The 15,116-nt window shown below is 64.6% G+C and carries 11 protein-coding genes and 1 pseudogene; 3 read left to right on the plus strand and 9 right to left on the minus strand.

Going from position 1 to position 15,116, the window contains the following annotated elements; all coding sequences use genetic code 11:
• Positions 1-135 precede the first annotated feature (135 nt).
• The 3 genes from BG22_RS04805 (at position 136) to BG22_RS04815 (ending at position 4,389) form a co-directional block, all read left to right on the plus strand.
• On the plus strand, positions 136-1,044 hold the full coding sequence (locus BG22_RS04805; RefSeq protein ID WP_140493756.1) for an ABC transporter ATP-binding protein: 909 nt from the start codon (positions 136-138) through the stop codon (positions 1,042-1,044).
• Positions 1,041-3,992, plus strand: coding sequence for an ABC transporter permease (locus tag BG22_RS04810; RefSeq protein WP_140493758.1), 2,952 nt, complete (start codon positions 1,041-1,043; stop codon positions 3,990-3,992). Before BG22_RS04805 ends, BG22_RS04810 begins: the two co-directional genes overlap by 4 nt.
• Before the next feature lie 139 nt (positions 3,993-4,131).
• Entirely contained in the window at positions 4,132-4,389 is a 258-nt protein-coding gene (locus BG22_RS04815) for a DUF6725 family protein (RefSeq protein WP_140493760.1), read from the plus strand.
• A gap of 183 nt (positions 4,390-4,572) precedes the next feature.
• On the opposite strand, the gene BG22_RS04820 is transcribed toward BG22_RS04815, so the two are convergent.
• The 9 genes and pseudogenes from BG22_RS04820 to BG22_RS04860 all read right to left on the minus strand — a co-directional run bounded on the left by BG22_RS04820 (position 4,573) and on the right by BG22_RS04860 (position 15,069).
• Positions 4,573-5,574 (minus strand): prephenate dehydrogenase/arogenate dehydrogenase family protein, encoded by a 1,002-nt coding sequence (locus BG22_RS04820; RefSeq protein WP_140493762.1) that lies wholly within the window; start codon positions 5,572-5,574, stop codon positions 4,573-4,575.
• Positions 5,568-6,650, minus strand: a complete 1,083-nt coding sequence (locus BG22_RS04825; protein ID WP_140493764.1) for a prephenate dehydratase domain-containing protein — start codon at positions 6,648-6,650, stop codon at positions 5,568-5,570. The genes BG22_RS04820 and BG22_RS04825 overlap by 7 nt, the downstream gene beginning before the upstream one ends.
• A 131-nt stretch (positions 6,651-6,781) precedes the next feature.
• The gene (locus BG22_RS04830) at positions 6,782-7,225 is read right to left on the minus strand and encodes an alcohol dehydrogenase (RefSeq protein ID WP_094667506.1); all 444 of its coding nucleotides are present in this window, start codon (positions 7,223-7,225) and stop codon (positions 6,782-6,784) included.
• A gap of 324 nt (positions 7,226-7,549) precedes the next feature.
• On the minus strand, positions 7,550-9,475 hold the full coding sequence (typA, locus tag BG22_RS04835) for a translational GTPase TypA (protein WP_094667482.1): 1,926 nt from the start codon (positions 9,473-9,475) through the stop codon (positions 7,550-7,552).
• 635 nt (positions 9,476-10,110) lie between these two features.
• The gene (locus BG22_RS04840) at positions 10,111-10,674 is read right to left on the minus strand and encodes an isochorismatase family protein (protein ID WP_094667481.1); all 564 of its coding nucleotides are present in this window, start codon (positions 10,672-10,674) and stop codon (positions 10,111-10,113) included.
• A 33-nt stretch (positions 10,675-10,707) separates the two neighbouring features.
• Positions 10,708-12,150, minus strand: coding sequence for a cytosine permease (locus tag BG22_RS04845; protein WP_094667480.1), 1,443 nt, complete (start codon positions 12,148-12,150; stop codon positions 10,708-10,710).
• A gap of 325 nt (positions 12,151-12,475) precedes the next feature.
• A pseudogene (locus BG22_RS04850) lies at positions 12,476-13,249 on the minus strand (NUDIX domain-containing protein); the annotation flags it as partial.
• Positions 13,250-13,501: 252 nt separating this feature from the next.
• Entirely contained in the window at positions 13,502-14,107 is a 606-nt protein-coding gene (scpB, locus tag BG22_RS04855; RefSeq protein WP_140493766.1) for an SMC-Scp complex subunit ScpB, read from the minus strand.
• Positions 14,107-15,069 carry a ScpA family protein gene (locus BG22_RS04860; RefSeq protein ID WP_181163385.1) on the minus strand — a complete coding sequence of 321 codons (963 nt, stop codon included), beginning with the start codon at positions 15,067-15,069 and terminating at the stop codon, positions 14,107-14,109. The genes scpB and BG22_RS04860 overlap by 1 nt, the downstream gene beginning before the upstream one ends.
• Positions 15,070-15,116: the final 47 nt, after the last annotated feature.

Below are 15,116 nucleotides of genomic sequence, written 5' to 3' on the forward strand. Positions count from 1 at the left end.
TAGGCGTATTCAACGGCCGGGCCCGACCGCGTCTTCCCGCCGCCCTGCGCATGCGAACGCACAGTGGTGACTAGGACGATTCGACTGCCGAGCGGGCGGGTCCGACGATTTTTCGGAACATGATTGGGAATGCAGATGGCACGGCACGATACACAAACGGTGGAAAGGGAACTCGACGAGCGGGATCATGTGGTGGCGCGCGCCATCGATCTGGTGAAGACCTACGGCGACGCGGACAACCGGGTGGTGGCGCTGGACCATGTCGATGTGGAGTTCGAGCGAGGCCGGATGACGGCCATCATGGGCCCATCCGGATCGGGCAAATCCACCCTGATGCACTGCATGGCCGGTCTTGACCAGCCGTCGTCCGGTCAGGTGTTCGTGGAGGGGCTCGAGGTCTCGGCCATGAACCAGAGGCAGCTGACCCGTCTGCGCCGACAGCAGATCGGGTTCATCTTCCAGTCGTTCAATCTGGTGCCCACGTTGAGCGCCGAGGAGAACATCCTGCTGCCGTTGCAGATCGCCAAGAAGCCTATAGACCGCGATTGGTTCGATCAGGTGGTCCGCGTGGTGGGGCTCGAGAAGCGCCTGACCCATCGCCCCAGCCAGCTGTCCGGCGGACAGCAGCAGCGCGTGGCCTGCGCGCGTGCGATGATGGCGCGTCCGTCCGTGATCTTCGCCGACGAGCCGACCGGCAATCTCGACTCGCATTCCAGCCGCGAGGTGCTGGGATTCCTCAAGAAATCCGTTCGGGACTACGGACAGTCGATTGTGATGGTCACGCACGACCCGCGTGCGGCCTCCTACGCCGACCGTGTGCTGGTGCTCGCCGACGGCCGTATCACGCAGGATCTCGACCGGCCGAGCTATGAGGAGATCCTCGAGGTGTTCGCCGACGAAGGCGCGACCGATGCAACCGATGAGTTCGCCGATGTGGCGGGCGAGGCGTCGAGTGAGGCGTCGGGCGCCACGGCTGAGACAGTCGCTCCCGCCACGGCCGCCGAAGCCGGCAAGCCCCGCGACGAGCAGGAGCACAGGGCATGATCCGCATCGGGCTGCGCGACGCCCGCGCGCATTTCGGGCGGTTCGTCATGTCCATCATCGCCATCGCGCTCGGCGTGAGCTTCGTGGTCGGCTCGTTCTGCTTCCGCGAGATGATGAACAATCAGGTCGATCAGATGATGGCCTCGAACTCCGACGCCGACGTGTACGTGCGCGGCAGCCAGGAGCAGAAGGACGGGTCGATGGCGTTCGGCGCCTCGGGCTCATCGGGCTCGGGCTCGTCAGGCTCCTCAGGCTCGGATTCGTCCGGCTCATCGGGCTCATCGTCCGGCTCGGACTCCTCATCGAAGACCTACAACCGTATCGACGTCGATCTGACCGATACCATCGGCAAAGTGGATGGCGTCAAGACCGCCGAAGCCGTCTATCAGGTCTCCGGACTGGTGCTGGTGAACAAGGACGGCAATGCCGTCTCCACGATGGGCGGCACCACCACGAGCCTCGGCCTCGCCGACGGCACCTGGCGTTCGGCCACACTCACCAAGGGCCATTGGGCCGAGAACAAGCAGGAAATCGCGCTGCATGCGTTTGCAGCCGAAACCGCCGGTCTCACGGTCGGCGACACCACGAAGCTCGTCTACCCGGACGGGGTGACGGATGTGAAGGTCGTCGGCCTGTTCGACACGTCCTCGTCGCAGGCCGGGGCCATCATCATCGGTCTCGCACCGGAGGTGGCCAAGGACTATTTCCAGCAGCAATCCGGGCAGGTCGGCACGGCGCGGTATCTGAGCGTCTACGGTTCGGCCAACGGCGGGCGGCCGCTGAGCGTCGAACAGCAGCAGGCCCTTGCCGACCGCATCAATGCGGCGCTGCCGAAGGACTCCAAGGCGAAGGCCGTGACCGGTCAGAGCGTGCGTGACGACAATGCCGAATCCACCAAGAAGGCGCTCGGCTTCGTACAGCCGCTGATTCTCATCTTCGCGGTGATCGCCCTGTTCGTCGGTTCGTTCATCATCGCGAACACCTTCTCGATGATCGTTCGCGAGTCGATGCGCGGGTATGCGCTGCTCCGCTCTATCGGCGCCTCTCCCGCGCAGGTGTTCGTCACCGTGGTGGTGCAGGCCATCGTATTGGGTCTGGTGGGCTCGGTCATCGGCATCGGGCTCGGCTGGGCGATGGTCAAGGGCATCGTGGCGCTGATGGCGCAGATGGGCACGCCGATGACGGGCTCCTCCGATCCCAGCGCCACGGACATGCTCATCGGCCTCGTCGTGGGACTGTTGGTCACGCTGCTGGGTGCGGCGCTTCCGGCCCGACGCGCGGCGATGGCCCCGCCAATCCAGGCGATGAACGAGACCGTCAACCCGGAGAAGCCGGTGTGGCCGCGCGGCCTTGCGGGTACGGCCATGATCGCGCTCGGCGCGGTCTCATGGCTGTGGTGCTGGCGTATCGCCGTCGCGAACGGCGAGGGTGTGGCGGTGTCCTCCTGGGATTGGCTGAACGACTGGTCCTCGGCGTTGGGGACGGGCTGGCCGCTCGGTATCGGCGCGGCGTTGATCGTGCTCGGCGTCATCGTGGCCGGGCCTGCGTGGGTGGCGCCGGCCGGCACGGTGCTGGGATGGATTCCGGCGCATGTCTTCCGGGTCACCGGCCGTCTCGCCTCACGCAACCTCCAGCGGCAGAAGCGCCGCACGTCCAATACGGCGGCCGCCCTGTTCGTGGGCGTGGCCATCGTCTCGTGCCTTGGCGTGGTGGCGTCCTCGGCGAAAGCCTCGGTCGCCGGCATCGTGGATTCGGGGCTCAAATCCGACTTTTCGGCCATGTCCGCGTCCGACGGGCGCATCCCCGACGATGCGATTGAGGCGATCAGGAAGACGGACGGCGTCGGCTCGGTCTCGCAAAGCCGCATGCTCATGGGCGTCACCTACGGTTCCGGCGACGATGAGACAGCGGCCATGACGTTCGCCGAGCAGCCGTCGTTGTTCACCGACGTGTTCGCGCCGGTCACGCATGAGGGCGACGCCGATCGGGCGTTGCGCGACGGCGAACTGGTCGTCGGCATCACCGTGGCGAAGGACAACGGCTGGAAGGTGGGCGACACGGTCACCGTCAACGGACGTCAGGTCGTGGTCGATGAGGAGGCCACCGCCAAGGCGCAGCAGGAATACCAGGATCAGGTGAAGGCAAAGGTCGATGGTCTGAGCACCGAGGCCCAGCAGCTGCTTGCCGCCGGGGATGCGGCGGGCGCGCAGGCGAAGATGGCCGAGGCGCAGCAGGCGGGCGAGGACGCCAAGAAGGTGGACCCGACAACGCTGGTGAAGACGAAGACCGAAACCACGCATGTCAAGGTGCGCATCGGTGCGATCATCGAGAACTCGGTCTACCGGTCGATGGTGCTGATGAACGACGAAACGGCAGGCAAGATCGCGAACCAGTACACGATGTTCACCATCATGCTGTTCGTCAATGCGGCGCACGGTCAGGATCTCGGCGAGCTGAAGACGCGGCTTGTCGATGCGGTGAAGCCGTACTACGTGGTGAACGTGCAGACCCGCGAGGAGTTCAAGTCCACGATGAGCACGATGGTCGATCAGATCCTGCTGGTGTTGTACGCGCTGCTGGCCCTGTCCATCGTGATCGCGGTCTTCGGCATCGTGAACACGTTGGCACTGTCCGTATCCGAGCGGACGAAGGAGATCGGCCTGTTGCGCGCCATCGGCACCTCGCGGGCGCAGATCCGCGGCATGCTGGGCATCGAGGCGGCGATCATCGCCGTGTTCGGCACGGTGATGGGCATGGTGGTCGGCGTGGCCGCCGGTGCGGTGATCCGCGCGGTGTACGAATCGAACGGCCTGTCCACGCTGAGCGTGCCGTGGAGTCAACTGGGTGTGTTCCTGGTGCTTTCGATTCTGGTGGGGCTTGCGGCGTCCATCTCCCCCGCCACGCGGGCGCTGCGGCAGCCGGTGCTGGACGCGGTGGCTTCGGAGTAGCTCCGGCATCCGTCGGCGACGCTCCTGCGAAAGCCCGGCGACGGCCCAGCAAGGGAGTACTCTGGAATTGTTGGTATTGCCGATTGGTGCCGTGGCGTCGAGGTTGACGCCACGGCGATAGCGAAGGGGATGAACGATCATGACATTGCCACGGCAGATTCCAGTGGGTGCCCGCGTCGTGGTGCGTGTGACCGAAGGCGTCGACCCCGCGGACGGCCGTATGAAGTTCCGCGACTACGTGGGGCATGTGACGGCGTGGGACGGCTACACGTTGGAGATGGTGCGCGACGCCGCCGCCAACGGCTCGCGGCCGGCCCAGAACATCACCATCCATCAGGAGCAGATCGCCACGCTCAAGCCCGTTCCCGAGCGTCCGAAGGCTCCGGCACGGCCGTAGTGCCCTTGCCAGCGTTGGCGTGATGTGGTCCTCCCCCATTGATGGGGAGGCCACGCATCAGGCTGGCTGTCTCTCCCTCCGTCATCGCTGGCGCGCTGACACCTCCCTCATCAGAGGGAGGCTATAGTGATTTGTCCTGTAATTATTTGAGTAGGTTGGCCCTCTCACTGATGAGGGGCTGTGTTACATGGCAGGGCGCAGCTCGATGACGGCCTGACGCGGATGGATGAAAGCAGTGATGGCCTCACCCCTACGCGCGGAGAACAGTAGCGTCTGCTGCCAGCCAGTTTCGGGAATCTCCAGTTCGGCGCGCGTGAATCCGGTCGCGGCCTTCGTCTCCGCCCGATACGTCCGGAACGGATTGCCGGCGGCGAAAAACGCCCTGACCGCGGACGCGTCGCCGTCGTGCAGGTAATCCGCCACGTCCGTCAGGCGTGCGGCCATGCGCCTCAGCAGCACCTCCACGTTCAGCGCGTCCTCCTCGACCATCGCGCGCGTGCGGTCCGGATCGGTGAGTGATACGCGGGTCATGTCGCGCCAGCATCCGGCCGCGAGCGCCGCAGCCACATTACGGTCGGGGTTGGCCGTCAGCTCGTTGATGAGCGCGGTGGAGACCACATGCGGCATGTGGGAGATCATGGCCGCGGCCTTGTCGTGCGTCTCGTCGTCCAGCACGATGATTCGGTTGCCCACGCCATCGGTGATGAGCGAGGCCACGGTGAGGAACCGGCGGTAATCGGTCGATTCGTCCACGGTCACGGCCCATAGGGCGTCGTCATACAGGGTGGGGTCGGCGGCCTGCCAGCCGGACAGTTCGTTGCCGGCCATCGGGTGGGCTCCCACGTACCTATCCCCCAGTCCGGCGGCCTTGACCTGATCGCGGACCATGCCCTTGACCGAACCGACGTCCGTAAGCGTGATGTCGGGCCGATGCTCGAGCAATGGCCTGAGTCCGGCGAGGATGTCGGGCATGGCCTTGAGCGGGTTGCACAGCACCAGTGCATCCGGTGCCGCGTCCACCAGTTCGGCCAGCGTGGCCTTGCAGGAGATGCCGTCGGCCTCCGCTTGGGCGTACGGGTGCGGGCGATGGTTCCACGCCACCACACGCACCCCGCGTCCCGCCAGACGACGGGCCAGCGACCCGCCGATCAGACCAAGTCCGACGATGCCAATTGTTCCTACCACAGCAGTTCCCTCCTGACGCATTCCCTCTGACGCCAATCCTGGCCGTTGTCCGAGGAATCATGATCCGATGCACCATTATCCGCGTGCGCGGCGGAATTCCCGGGATTGTCATAATCGTCACCGGTATCGAGCCCGTTACGGTCGTCTGCCAATCGGGGGTCGATGTGCACGCCGCCCTTCGGCAGCATCCATGCATCCACCGGCGGGTTCGGTCGTTCGCGGCGCGGATAGACGGCCAGCGTCTTGATCCAGTCGCCGTTGCCGATGATCTGGCTCAACGCGTCGCGGAATCGAGGCTCCCACGGCGCGGCGTCGAAGGTGGCGATGAAGCTGTAGGTGCCGTCATGACCTTTGACGGGGCGGGAGATGAAACTGGTCATGTTGAGGCCGGCGTCGCGCAGGACGTCGAGCATGTCGGCGAGCACGCCTGGGCCTGTGGCGAGCAGGATGAAAATGACGATGGTCTCGAATTCGCCGTCCGAGTCGCGACGCGCCATCGCGCTGAGGTCCTGCACCTCGTGGCGGGGCGCGATGATGAGGAATTCGGTATGTGCCCCCTCGAAGTCCTGTACATGTTCATCCAGCACATCCAGACCGTACAGTTCGCCGCAGATGCCGGGGCCGAGCGCCACCTGACCGGGCTTGAGGTCGCGACAGGCGGCGGCGTTCGAGGAGGCCGGCGTGGGCCTGAGCCCATGGTCGGCAATGAACCGTTTGCACTGTGCGAGGCCGTGCGGGTGGGCGCTGACCTGCGCACCGTCGAGGTCTCGGACATCCTGACCGTGCACGGTAAAGGCGTTGAAGGCCACATCGACGCTGACCCGGGCGAATCCGGCCGCGTCGTCGGCATCGATGAGCGCGTCGAGGTTCGGCACAACGTAGCCTTCCACGTTGTTCTCCCATGCGATGACGCCCCAGCCGTCGCCATGCTGCACCGCCTGCATGATGGCGGGCACGTCCGGCAAGGCCACAAGGTCGAAATCGCCGAGCGGGGTGAATCGTTCGGCGGCCATCATCGCCGCCTGATGGGTGAAGGTGCCTTCGGGCCCCAGATAGAAAAGTTTCATTCGCGCCATAACGTTCCATCGTAGTGGGGGCAGGGGCGCGCGACATGCGAAATGTCAGTATGTCGCTATCGAGCCGACGTCATGTCAGTGTCGGCGGCGTGTCAACGGCAGCGCCATGCCAGCGGCAGACCCGCAGTGCGTCAGTTCGACGGCATCGATTGCACTGGAATGGCGAACCAACGGGCGGGAAGGACGAGCATCACCACCTGCACGAGCACGATGCCGTATAGCCAGATATAGCCGGCATGCTGCGAGAAATACGGCATGTCGCCTTGGAAGCCCGCCACGATCAGGGCGTTGCCCGAGCTGGTGGTCAATGCGAGTCCCCAGGCCGTGCCTGACGAGGCGATGAGATGGAGGGCGAGACCGACCACGCCAAGCCGGGAGCGGGCGCACCAAGTGGACAGGATGATGAGAAGGAACGCCAGCGCCAATCCATAGGGGATGTTGGCCGAGGCTCCCATCCGGTGCGAGAACGTGCCGACGAACGCGGCGAACGCGCCGGCCAGTAGCGTCACGAGTCCTTTGACCAATGCGTTCTGCCGGTGCGACCACGGCAACGATGCGGTACTGCGATTCCTCATATCCATGCGTTTCAGTATAGGTGCGTCCATACCAGTGAGGCTCCCCTCAACCAGAAGGGAGCCTCACTGAATGGCACTATTTGATGGCGCTACTTGGTAGCGGCATTCTGCTGAGCCGTAAAACGGGAAGCACAGTGTGCTTCCCGTAGGCGAAGTGAGCAGGCGCACCACAAGCGTCTGCGAAGGTCGTCAGAACGACGCTACTTAGTAGCAGCGTTCTGACGATGCCGAGGCGTTAAACAGACAGTCCGGTGGACTGTCTGTAGCCGAGGTGAGCGGGGTGCATCATAGGCACCCCGCGAAGGCAGCGTTGTCAGAATGACGCTACTTGGTAGCGGCGTTCTGACGGCGCTGCTTGGCGCGCCACTTGTACCAATCCTCGCGGCCGAGGATGATCTTGCGCACGCGGATGGATTCCGGGGTGACCTCCACGCACTCGTCCTCGTTGGCGAAGTCCAGGGACTCCTCGAGGCTCATCTTGATCGGCGGGGTCAGGGTCTCGAGCACGTCGGCGGTGGAGGAACGCATGTTGGTCATGTGCTTGGCGAGCGTGATGTTCACGTCCAGCTCATCCGGCTTGTTGTTCACGCCGACGACCTGGCCCTCGTACACCGGGGACTGCGGTTCGACGAAGAAGTTGCCACGGGCCTGCAGACGCTGCATGGCGTACGGGGTGGCCACGCCCTGACGGTCGGAGACCATGGAGCCGTTCTGGCGGATGGTGATTTCACCGGCCCACGGCGCGTAGCCGGCAGAGATGGACGAGGAGATGCCGGTACCGCGCGTGGCGGACAGCAGCGCGGTGCGGAAGCCGATGAGGCCGCGGGACGGCACAGTGAACTGCAGACGCACCCAGCCGGAGCCGTGGTTGGTCATGCCGTCCATACGGCCCTTGCGGTCGGCCATGAGCTGAGTGACGGTGCCCATGTACTCCTCGGGCACGTCGATGGTGGTGTTCTCCATCGGCTCGTTGATCACGCCGTCAATCTTCTTGGTGACCACCTGCGGGCGGCCGACGGTCAGCTCGTAGCCTTCGCGGCGCATCTGCTCGGCGAGGACGGCCAGCGCCAGCTCGCCACGGCCCTGCACCTCCCAGGCGTCCGGACGGTCGGTGGGCAGCACCTTGATGGACACGTTGCCGATGAGCTCGCGGTCAAGACGGTCCTTGATCATGCGGGCGGTGAGCTTGTGGTCCTTGCCTTCGGTGCCGGCCAGCGGGGAGTCGTTGACGCCGAAGGTCATGGAGATGGCCGGGTCATCCACATGGATGAGCGGCAGCGGCTTTGGATCGTTCGGATCGACGATGGTCTCACCGATCATGATGTCGTTGACGCCGGCGACGGCCACGATGTCGCCGGGGCCTGCCGAGGCCACCGGGATACGCTCAAGGCCCTGGGTGCGCAGCAGCTCGGAGACGCGGAAGTTCTCCAGGGAGCCATCCACACGGGACAGGCCGTAGGTCTTGCCCTTCTCCAAGGTGCCGTTGTAGATGCGGACCAGACCGAGTCGTCCGAGGAAGTCGGAGGAGTCGATGTTGGCCACATGGGCCTGCAACGGGGCGCCCTCCTCGTATTCGGGGGCCGGGATGTTGGAGATGATGGCCTCGAAGAGCGGCTCGAGGTTGTCGTTGTCCGGCATGCCGCCGTCCGCCGGCTGGTTGGTGGAGGCGTAGCCCGCCTTGGCGGCGCAGTAGATGACCGGCATTTCGAGCAGCTGGTCGAGGTTCAGGTCGATGCCTTCGTGCTGGACGTCATCCGCGAGACCGAGCAGCAGGTCGGAAGTCTCGCCGACGACCTCCTCGATGCGGGCATCGGGGCGGTCCACCTTGTTCACGCACAGGATGACCGGCAGCTTGGCCTCGAGGGCCTTGCGCAGCACGAAACGAGTCTGCGGCAGCGGGCCTTCGGAGGCGTCCACGAGCAGGACGACGCCGTCGACCATGGAGATGCCGCGCTCCACCTCGCCGCCGAAGTCGGCGTGGCCAGGGGTGTCGATGATGTTAAGGGTGATGCCTTCCGGGTGGCCGTACTTGGCGGCCAGCGGGCCGGTGTACTCGACGGCCGTGTTCTTGGCGAGGATGGTGATGCCCTTCTCGCGCTCGAGATCGTTGGAATCCATCACACGATCCGGCACTTCCTCGCGCTCGTTGAACACATGGGACTGCTGAAGCATGGCATTGACCAGCGTGGTCTTGCCGTGGTCAACGTGTGCCACGATCGCCACATTACGGATATCTCCACGAACCGCCATCGAAACCTCTCTTAATATCGATTCTTTTGCGTAACCGTTCGGTACTTGTTTATTGGGTTTTACCTGTACTTACACACAAACCGCAACGATATTACCGACATACCTTGACCATGCCGCCGGTCCGACCCATACGAAGTCCGTCTCCGGCTGCCATCCGCCATCGGGCATCGTCTCCGAAAGGCGATGCCCCCTCTTCCACCGTCCTTCAGCGTCCGGTTTCTGTCAGCAGGCATCCGCTACTGACCATAATCGGACGCAAAACCGGTAAATTGCGTCCGGTTTTGGTCAGGAGCGAGTGCCTACTGACCATAATCGGACGCAAAACCTCCTCTTAGCGTCCGTTTATGGTCAGAACCAACGGATTCCTGACAGAGTCCGGACGCTAAGAGCCGGGAGGCGCGTCCGCTTAGTGCCAGAGCACGGCCGCCACTAACCCGGACTGATAGAATCCGGACGCTACAACACTCAATAGCGTCCGTTGTCTGTCAGCAAGGAACTGACGCCGACAGACAACGGACGTTGGGAGGGGAAGCGGATGGGAAGGGGCGGATGGGATAAACCAAACTCTGGAGGACAGCGGCGGGCACGCCGAATCAGTAGGAACGAACTCGGGCGCAGATCAGGCGAGAGACCGCTCAGCCGAGGATGGCGGCGGAGTCGGTGATGGTGATGAGCGGCGCGAACAAGGCCATCGTGTCGAGGGCGCGCTGGTGATTCTCCGTGCTGGAGCCGGCGCAGGCGTCGGTGGCCACACGTACCGCCACGCCGGCGTCGGCGGCGGCAAGCGCCGTGGTGATCACGCAGCAGTCGGTGGCCACGCCGCACAGGGCGATCTTCCTGGCACCGCCGATTGCCTCGGCCAGTTCGCTCCCCCACTTGCCGAAGGTGTCACGGCTGACCACCGGGTGCCCGGCGGCGAGCGCCGCGGTGTCTTCGGTCAGGTCGTACATAGGGTCGTCCGGCGGCACGAGGAACTGCGGCCAGTCCTTGAAGTACTCCACCCAGGCGTCCTTGGCGGGCGTGGGTGCGATGTAACGGGTGTAGACGACCCGGTCACCGTAGGCCTTGGCGAGGGCCTCGAATGCGGCGTCGGTGGTGTGGAACGAACCGTCCGGGCAGGCCCAGTCGGACCAGTCGGATTCGGCGAACACCTTCTGGCGGTCGATGACGACCAGCCACTCATCAGATGGGATAGTCATATGCGATGCTCCTTGGATTGTCAATCCGTTGATTCAGTCCTGCTCCTGCTTGGCGATGTCGCCGCGCTGGAAGAGGAGCGCGCCGACGAAGCCAATGACGAGCGCCACGATCACGCCGAGGTTGGCAGACGCCCAGGCACCCTCCTTGCCGCCGAAGGGCGCGAGGAAGTAGCCTTGCCACTCCAGCCAGCTGGCGTAGGAGTTGACCACAAGGCCCCAGCCGACCAGCGTGCCGACGGCGAGGATCACCAGCGATTTGACGTTCCATGCACCGTAGCGTCCGGCGGGCTTGTAGAGGTCGTCGGTGTCGTAGTCCTTGCGGCGCAGCAGCACGTCGGCCACGAACAGTCCGGTCCACACGGCCATCGGCACGCCGAGGGTGATGAGGAAGCCCTGGAACGGGCCGATGAAGGTGTCGGAGAAGAACGTCACGTACACCACACCAAGCACGGTGAGCGCTGCGGTCAGGGCGGCGGCGGCCACGCGCGGCAGCTTGATGCCGAAGCTCAGCAGCGCCAAGCCGTTGGAGTAGTTGTCCATGATGGCGCCGGACATGAGGCCGAGCACGGCCACGATGGTGAACGGCACGAGGTACCAGGTGGGCAGGATGGAGCCCATGGCGCCGATCGGGTCGTTGCCCACGGCGTCGGCGAGGTCCTTGTTGGATACGGCCAGCAGTCCGCCGTAGACGACGAGCAGCACCGGGGCCAGTGAGGCGCCAAACGTGGTCCAGAACACCACGCCGGAGTTGGAGGCCTTGCGCGGCAGGTACCGGGAGTAGTCGGCGGCCAGGTTCACCCAGCCCAGACCGAAGCCGGACATGACGAACAGGAGCGCACCGAGCATGGCCGGCAGCGAGCCGTTCTGCGCGGAGCCAACGGCGGAGAAATCGATGTGAGACCAGCCGAGGATGAGGAAGCCGACGGTCACGATGCCGCTGATGACGGTGATGGCCTGTTGGGCCTTCATGATGAGGTCATAGCCGAAGATGCCGGCGACCACCACAAGACCGACCACGACGATCGTGGAGATGATCTTCGGCGCGGCACCGGACCCCCAGCCGAGGCGCTGCAGCGTGGAAGCGAGCGCGAGCACGGCGGTGGTGGTCAGCGAAATCTCCCAGCCAAGCGTGGCGATCCAGCTCAGCACGGATGGCACCTTGGCGCCTTCGACGCCGAAGGTGGCTCGGGTAATGACCATGGTCGGCGCGTTGGCGCGCTTGCCGGCGATCGAGACCACGCCCACGAGCAGGAACGAGACCACGATGCCGATGATGGCGGCGAGGGTCGCCTGCCAGAACGAGATGCCGAAGCCGAGCGCCCATGCGCCGTAGGACATGGCCAGCACCGAGATGTTGGCGGCGAACCATGGCCAGAACAGATCCTTCGGGCTGCCGTGACGGTCGGACTCGGCGATGGTGTCGATGCCCTGTTCCTCCACGGAAAGCGCGGAGCCCTTCTCCTTGGCGTCACTCATATGTGAACCTTCTTCTTATCTTGTGTGTTGTTCTTTGAGTTGTTCCGGCTCTCCTCCCCGAGGGGAACCGTCGAACGAGGTAGGACTGAGGGGAGACTTCACGGACCGGACTGTTCCGGCCACTCCCCTCAGTCCGCTTTGCGGACAGCTCCCATCCCAGAGGGGCGCCGGTATGACGGGCTCACCCGTGGGCAGAAGGGACCAGCGGAGAGAGCGCATCGTCTACGAAGGACAATGCGCTTCCGGTTTCGGAGGCGGCCGGCACTGCCAGCAACCCCGACGACGCCACTGAATTCGCCGAATCCGGAACACCCACCGAAACCGCCGATTCCGACGCCACAGACGCTGCGCTACCCTCGTGGGCCGGCACGCCCGCATTGCCGGAATCATGCGGCACGTAGCGGTAGATGGTCGCAGGCCGCTGGCGGCCCTCCCGCACCTTCTCACCGGTGTCCTCGAGATCACCGGAGGCAAGCATCTTGCGACGGAAGTTCGCCAGATCGATGCTCTGGCCGGCGAGGGCCTCGTAGACGCTGTGCAGTTGGCGCAGGGTGAACGTGGGGCCGAGCAACCGGGTGGCGACGTCGGAGTATTCGACCTTGGAGCGCAGGCGCGTCATCGCGTACTCGATGATCGCGCGATGGTCGAAGGCAAGTGGAGGCAGATCATCTTCGGGGAACCAGCGCACGTTGTCGACCGCCTCAGCGTCGCCGTCGATATCATCGGCGTCGCCGTTGCCGAAAACGGCCGCTTCGCTGTGGCCCACGAGCGCCCAGTACACGATGGATACCATCGGCAGGCCGCCGCGCGACCGAGCGGGGTCGCCGAAGGTGTACAGCTGCTCGAGATAGCGCGGATGCAGCGAGGTGGTGGAGTCAAGCGCGGCATAGGCCGACTGTTCCAGCGACCGGTCGGCCCGCAGGTCGCCGCCGGGCAGCGCCCATGCGCCGAGGAACGGCTGACGGACACGCCTGACGAGCGGCAGCCACAGACGTGACGGACCGCCCGCCCGGTCATGGGGGCCGAGCGCGAGAATCACCACGGACACGCCGACCTGCGGCGGCGCGCTGCGACGCTCGGAAACATTGCCGAATCCCATATCACGCCTCGCTTCCCTGATGGATGATTGCCCGATTCATCCCGTCATCGAAGAAATGGCCGGTCCCCTTCCGCGGGGAATCGGACCCGTCTTACGATGGAGGAACGAATCGCTTGCCCATCAGCATAGCACTATTTATAGTCGTTGTGACTATAAATAGTTCGAGATGTGAGTATACGACGAATCAGAACCCGTTTCGGCATGATTCAACACGGCTGCTGACGCTCTCGCCACGCCGCGACACTCGAGCTATCACTGCTCGGCAAGCGTGGCCGCTTCACCCTCCGACGGCAGGAACGGGGCGAGAGATGGCAGGTCATCCAGCGAATCAAGACCCATCTTCTCCAAGAACATCGCGGAGGTGACGAGCAGCGCAGCGCGGGATTCCGGATCGACGCCCTCCTCGCGAATCAGGCCGCGCACGGTGAGCGAACGGATTACGCCATCCGAATTGACACCACGGATGGCCGCCACCTGGGCTCGAGTGACCGGCTGGCGGTAGGCCACGATGGCGAGCGCCTCCAACGCCGCCTGGCTCAGCCGCGCGGTCTGTCCGTCGGTGACGAAGGCGGAGACCACCGGCTCATACTCACCTCGACTGGCGAACCACCACCCGCGCGCGCTGCGACGCAGCTCGAACCCGCGCGGACGAATTCCACGGGAAGGGTCGCCCTCGTATTCCGTCTGAAGAGACTCGAGTGCCCTCGTCACTGAGTCCTCATCGGCTTCGAGCACACGGGCCAGATCGGCGGCGGTCTGCGGCTGGTCAGCAGCCATCAGTATCGCCTCCAAGCAGGCCGGCAGGCCGCCCGGAAAGTCGCGGGCGAAACCGTCAAAAGCCGTTGTCGCCATTGCCATCAGATGAAATCCCTTTCGCTTATCGTCGTGCCGCTGCCGTCATCGTCGTCTGCACCGGGCACCCAGCGCAGATGCAGCTCCGCGAACGGCCCGTCCTGTCGATATTGCAACGACCCTTGTTTGAAGAACAGCAGCACAGCCATGAACCGGGCCACCACTTCGATGCGCGTGGCGCAGTCCGCAATGAGTTCGCGGAAGGAGAGCGAACCGGCGTCGGCGTCATCATCGTCGCTCCCCCGCCGCAGTGCCGCACGGAGACGGTCTCGCACCAGCATCGATTGCGCACGCAAATCGACCAACGGCACATGCAGCTGGTGCACGGACACCTCATCGGCGGGCGCGTTGGCGATCACCCGCGCGGCGAGACGCGCCAGATCGTCCAGCGTGACCGTCCAGACCAGTTCAGGCAGCAGGGCCGCGATATGTTCGTTCACCGAGGCTGGATGGGGGAACCGGCCCGCATTGGCGGCCAGATGCGCGCGGAAGTCTGCGGCCGCCTGTTTGTAGGCCCGGTATTGCAGCAGTCTGGCGAACAGCAGATCCCGTTCACGCAGTGCCTCGAGACTCTGTTCGTCTCGGTGTCCCTCATCGTCGGATGGCAGCAGTGCGGCGCTTTTGGCCTCCACCAGAATCGAGGCGACGTCCAGAAAGGCGCTGGCCTCGTCCATGTTACTGGCGAAGTCGAGTCCGCGCACGTAGGCGAGAAATTCCTCGGTGATGGCCGAAAGCGAGACCTCCGTCAATTCGAGCCGATTGTTCGCGATCATGCCGAGCAACGCGTCGAACGGACCGGAGTAGACGGCCAGATTCACTTGGAAGCCGGCCGCAGGCAGAATCCCGGGTGCCGGGGAATCCGAGTCATCCGTGGATTCCCGCCGAGCCGTCATACCCACCTCACTTGTTACGCCCGAAGCCTCCACATGACCCGCGGCATTCTGGCCCTCGGCATTCGCGAACGCCATGGAGGCGGTATCGGAAGAGCGGACGTCTGGGGAATCCACGGCGACGT

This window comes from Bifidobacterium sp. UTBIF-78, assembly GCF_006408945.1.
Classification (GTDB): Bacteria; Actinomycetota; Actinomycetes; order Actinomycetales; family Bifidobacteriaceae; genus Bifidobacterium; species Bifidobacterium myosotis.

Excerpts from the sequence above, each read along its gene's own strand:
- BG22_RS04805 (WP_140493756.1), top strand. The coding sequence starts at position 136 with ATGGCACGGCACGATACACAAACGGTGGAAAGGGAACTCGACGAGCGG.
- BG22_RS04810 (WP_140493758.1), top strand. The coding sequence starts at position 1,041 with ATGATCCGCATCGGGCTGCGCGACGCCCGCGCGCATTTCGGGCGGTTC.
- BG22_RS04815 (WP_140493760.1), top strand. The coding sequence starts at position 4,132 with ATGACATTGCCACGGCAGATTCCAGTGGGTGCCCGCGTCGTGGTGCGT.
- BG22_RS04825 (WP_140493764.1), bottom strand. The coding sequence starts at position 6,650 with ATGGCGCGAATGAAACTTTTCTATCTGGGGCCCGAAGGCACCTTCACC.
- BG22_RS04830 (WP_094667506.1), bottom strand. The coding sequence starts at position 7,225 with ATGAGGAATCGCAGTACCGCATCGTTGCCGTGGTCGCACCGGCAGAAC.
- typA (WP_094667482.1), bottom strand. The coding sequence starts at position 9,475 with ATGGCGGTTCGTGGAGATATCCGTAATGTGGCGATCGTGGCACACGTT.
- BG22_RS04840 (WP_094667481.1), bottom strand. The coding sequence starts at position 10,674 with ATGACTATCCCATCTGATGAGTGGCTGGTCGTCATCGACCGCCAGAAG.
- BG22_RS04845 (WP_094667480.1), bottom strand. The coding sequence starts at position 12,150 with ATGAGTGACGCCAAGGAGAAGGGCTCCGCGCTTTCCGTGGAGGAACAG.
- scpB (WP_140493766.1), bottom strand. The coding sequence starts at position 14,107 with ATGGCAATGGCGACAACGGCTTTTGACGGTTTCGCCCGCGACTTTCCG.
- BG22_RS04860 (WP_181163385.1), bottom strand. The coding sequence starts at position 15,069 with ATGGCGTTCGCGAATGCCGAGGGCCAGAATGCCGCGGGTCATGTGGAG.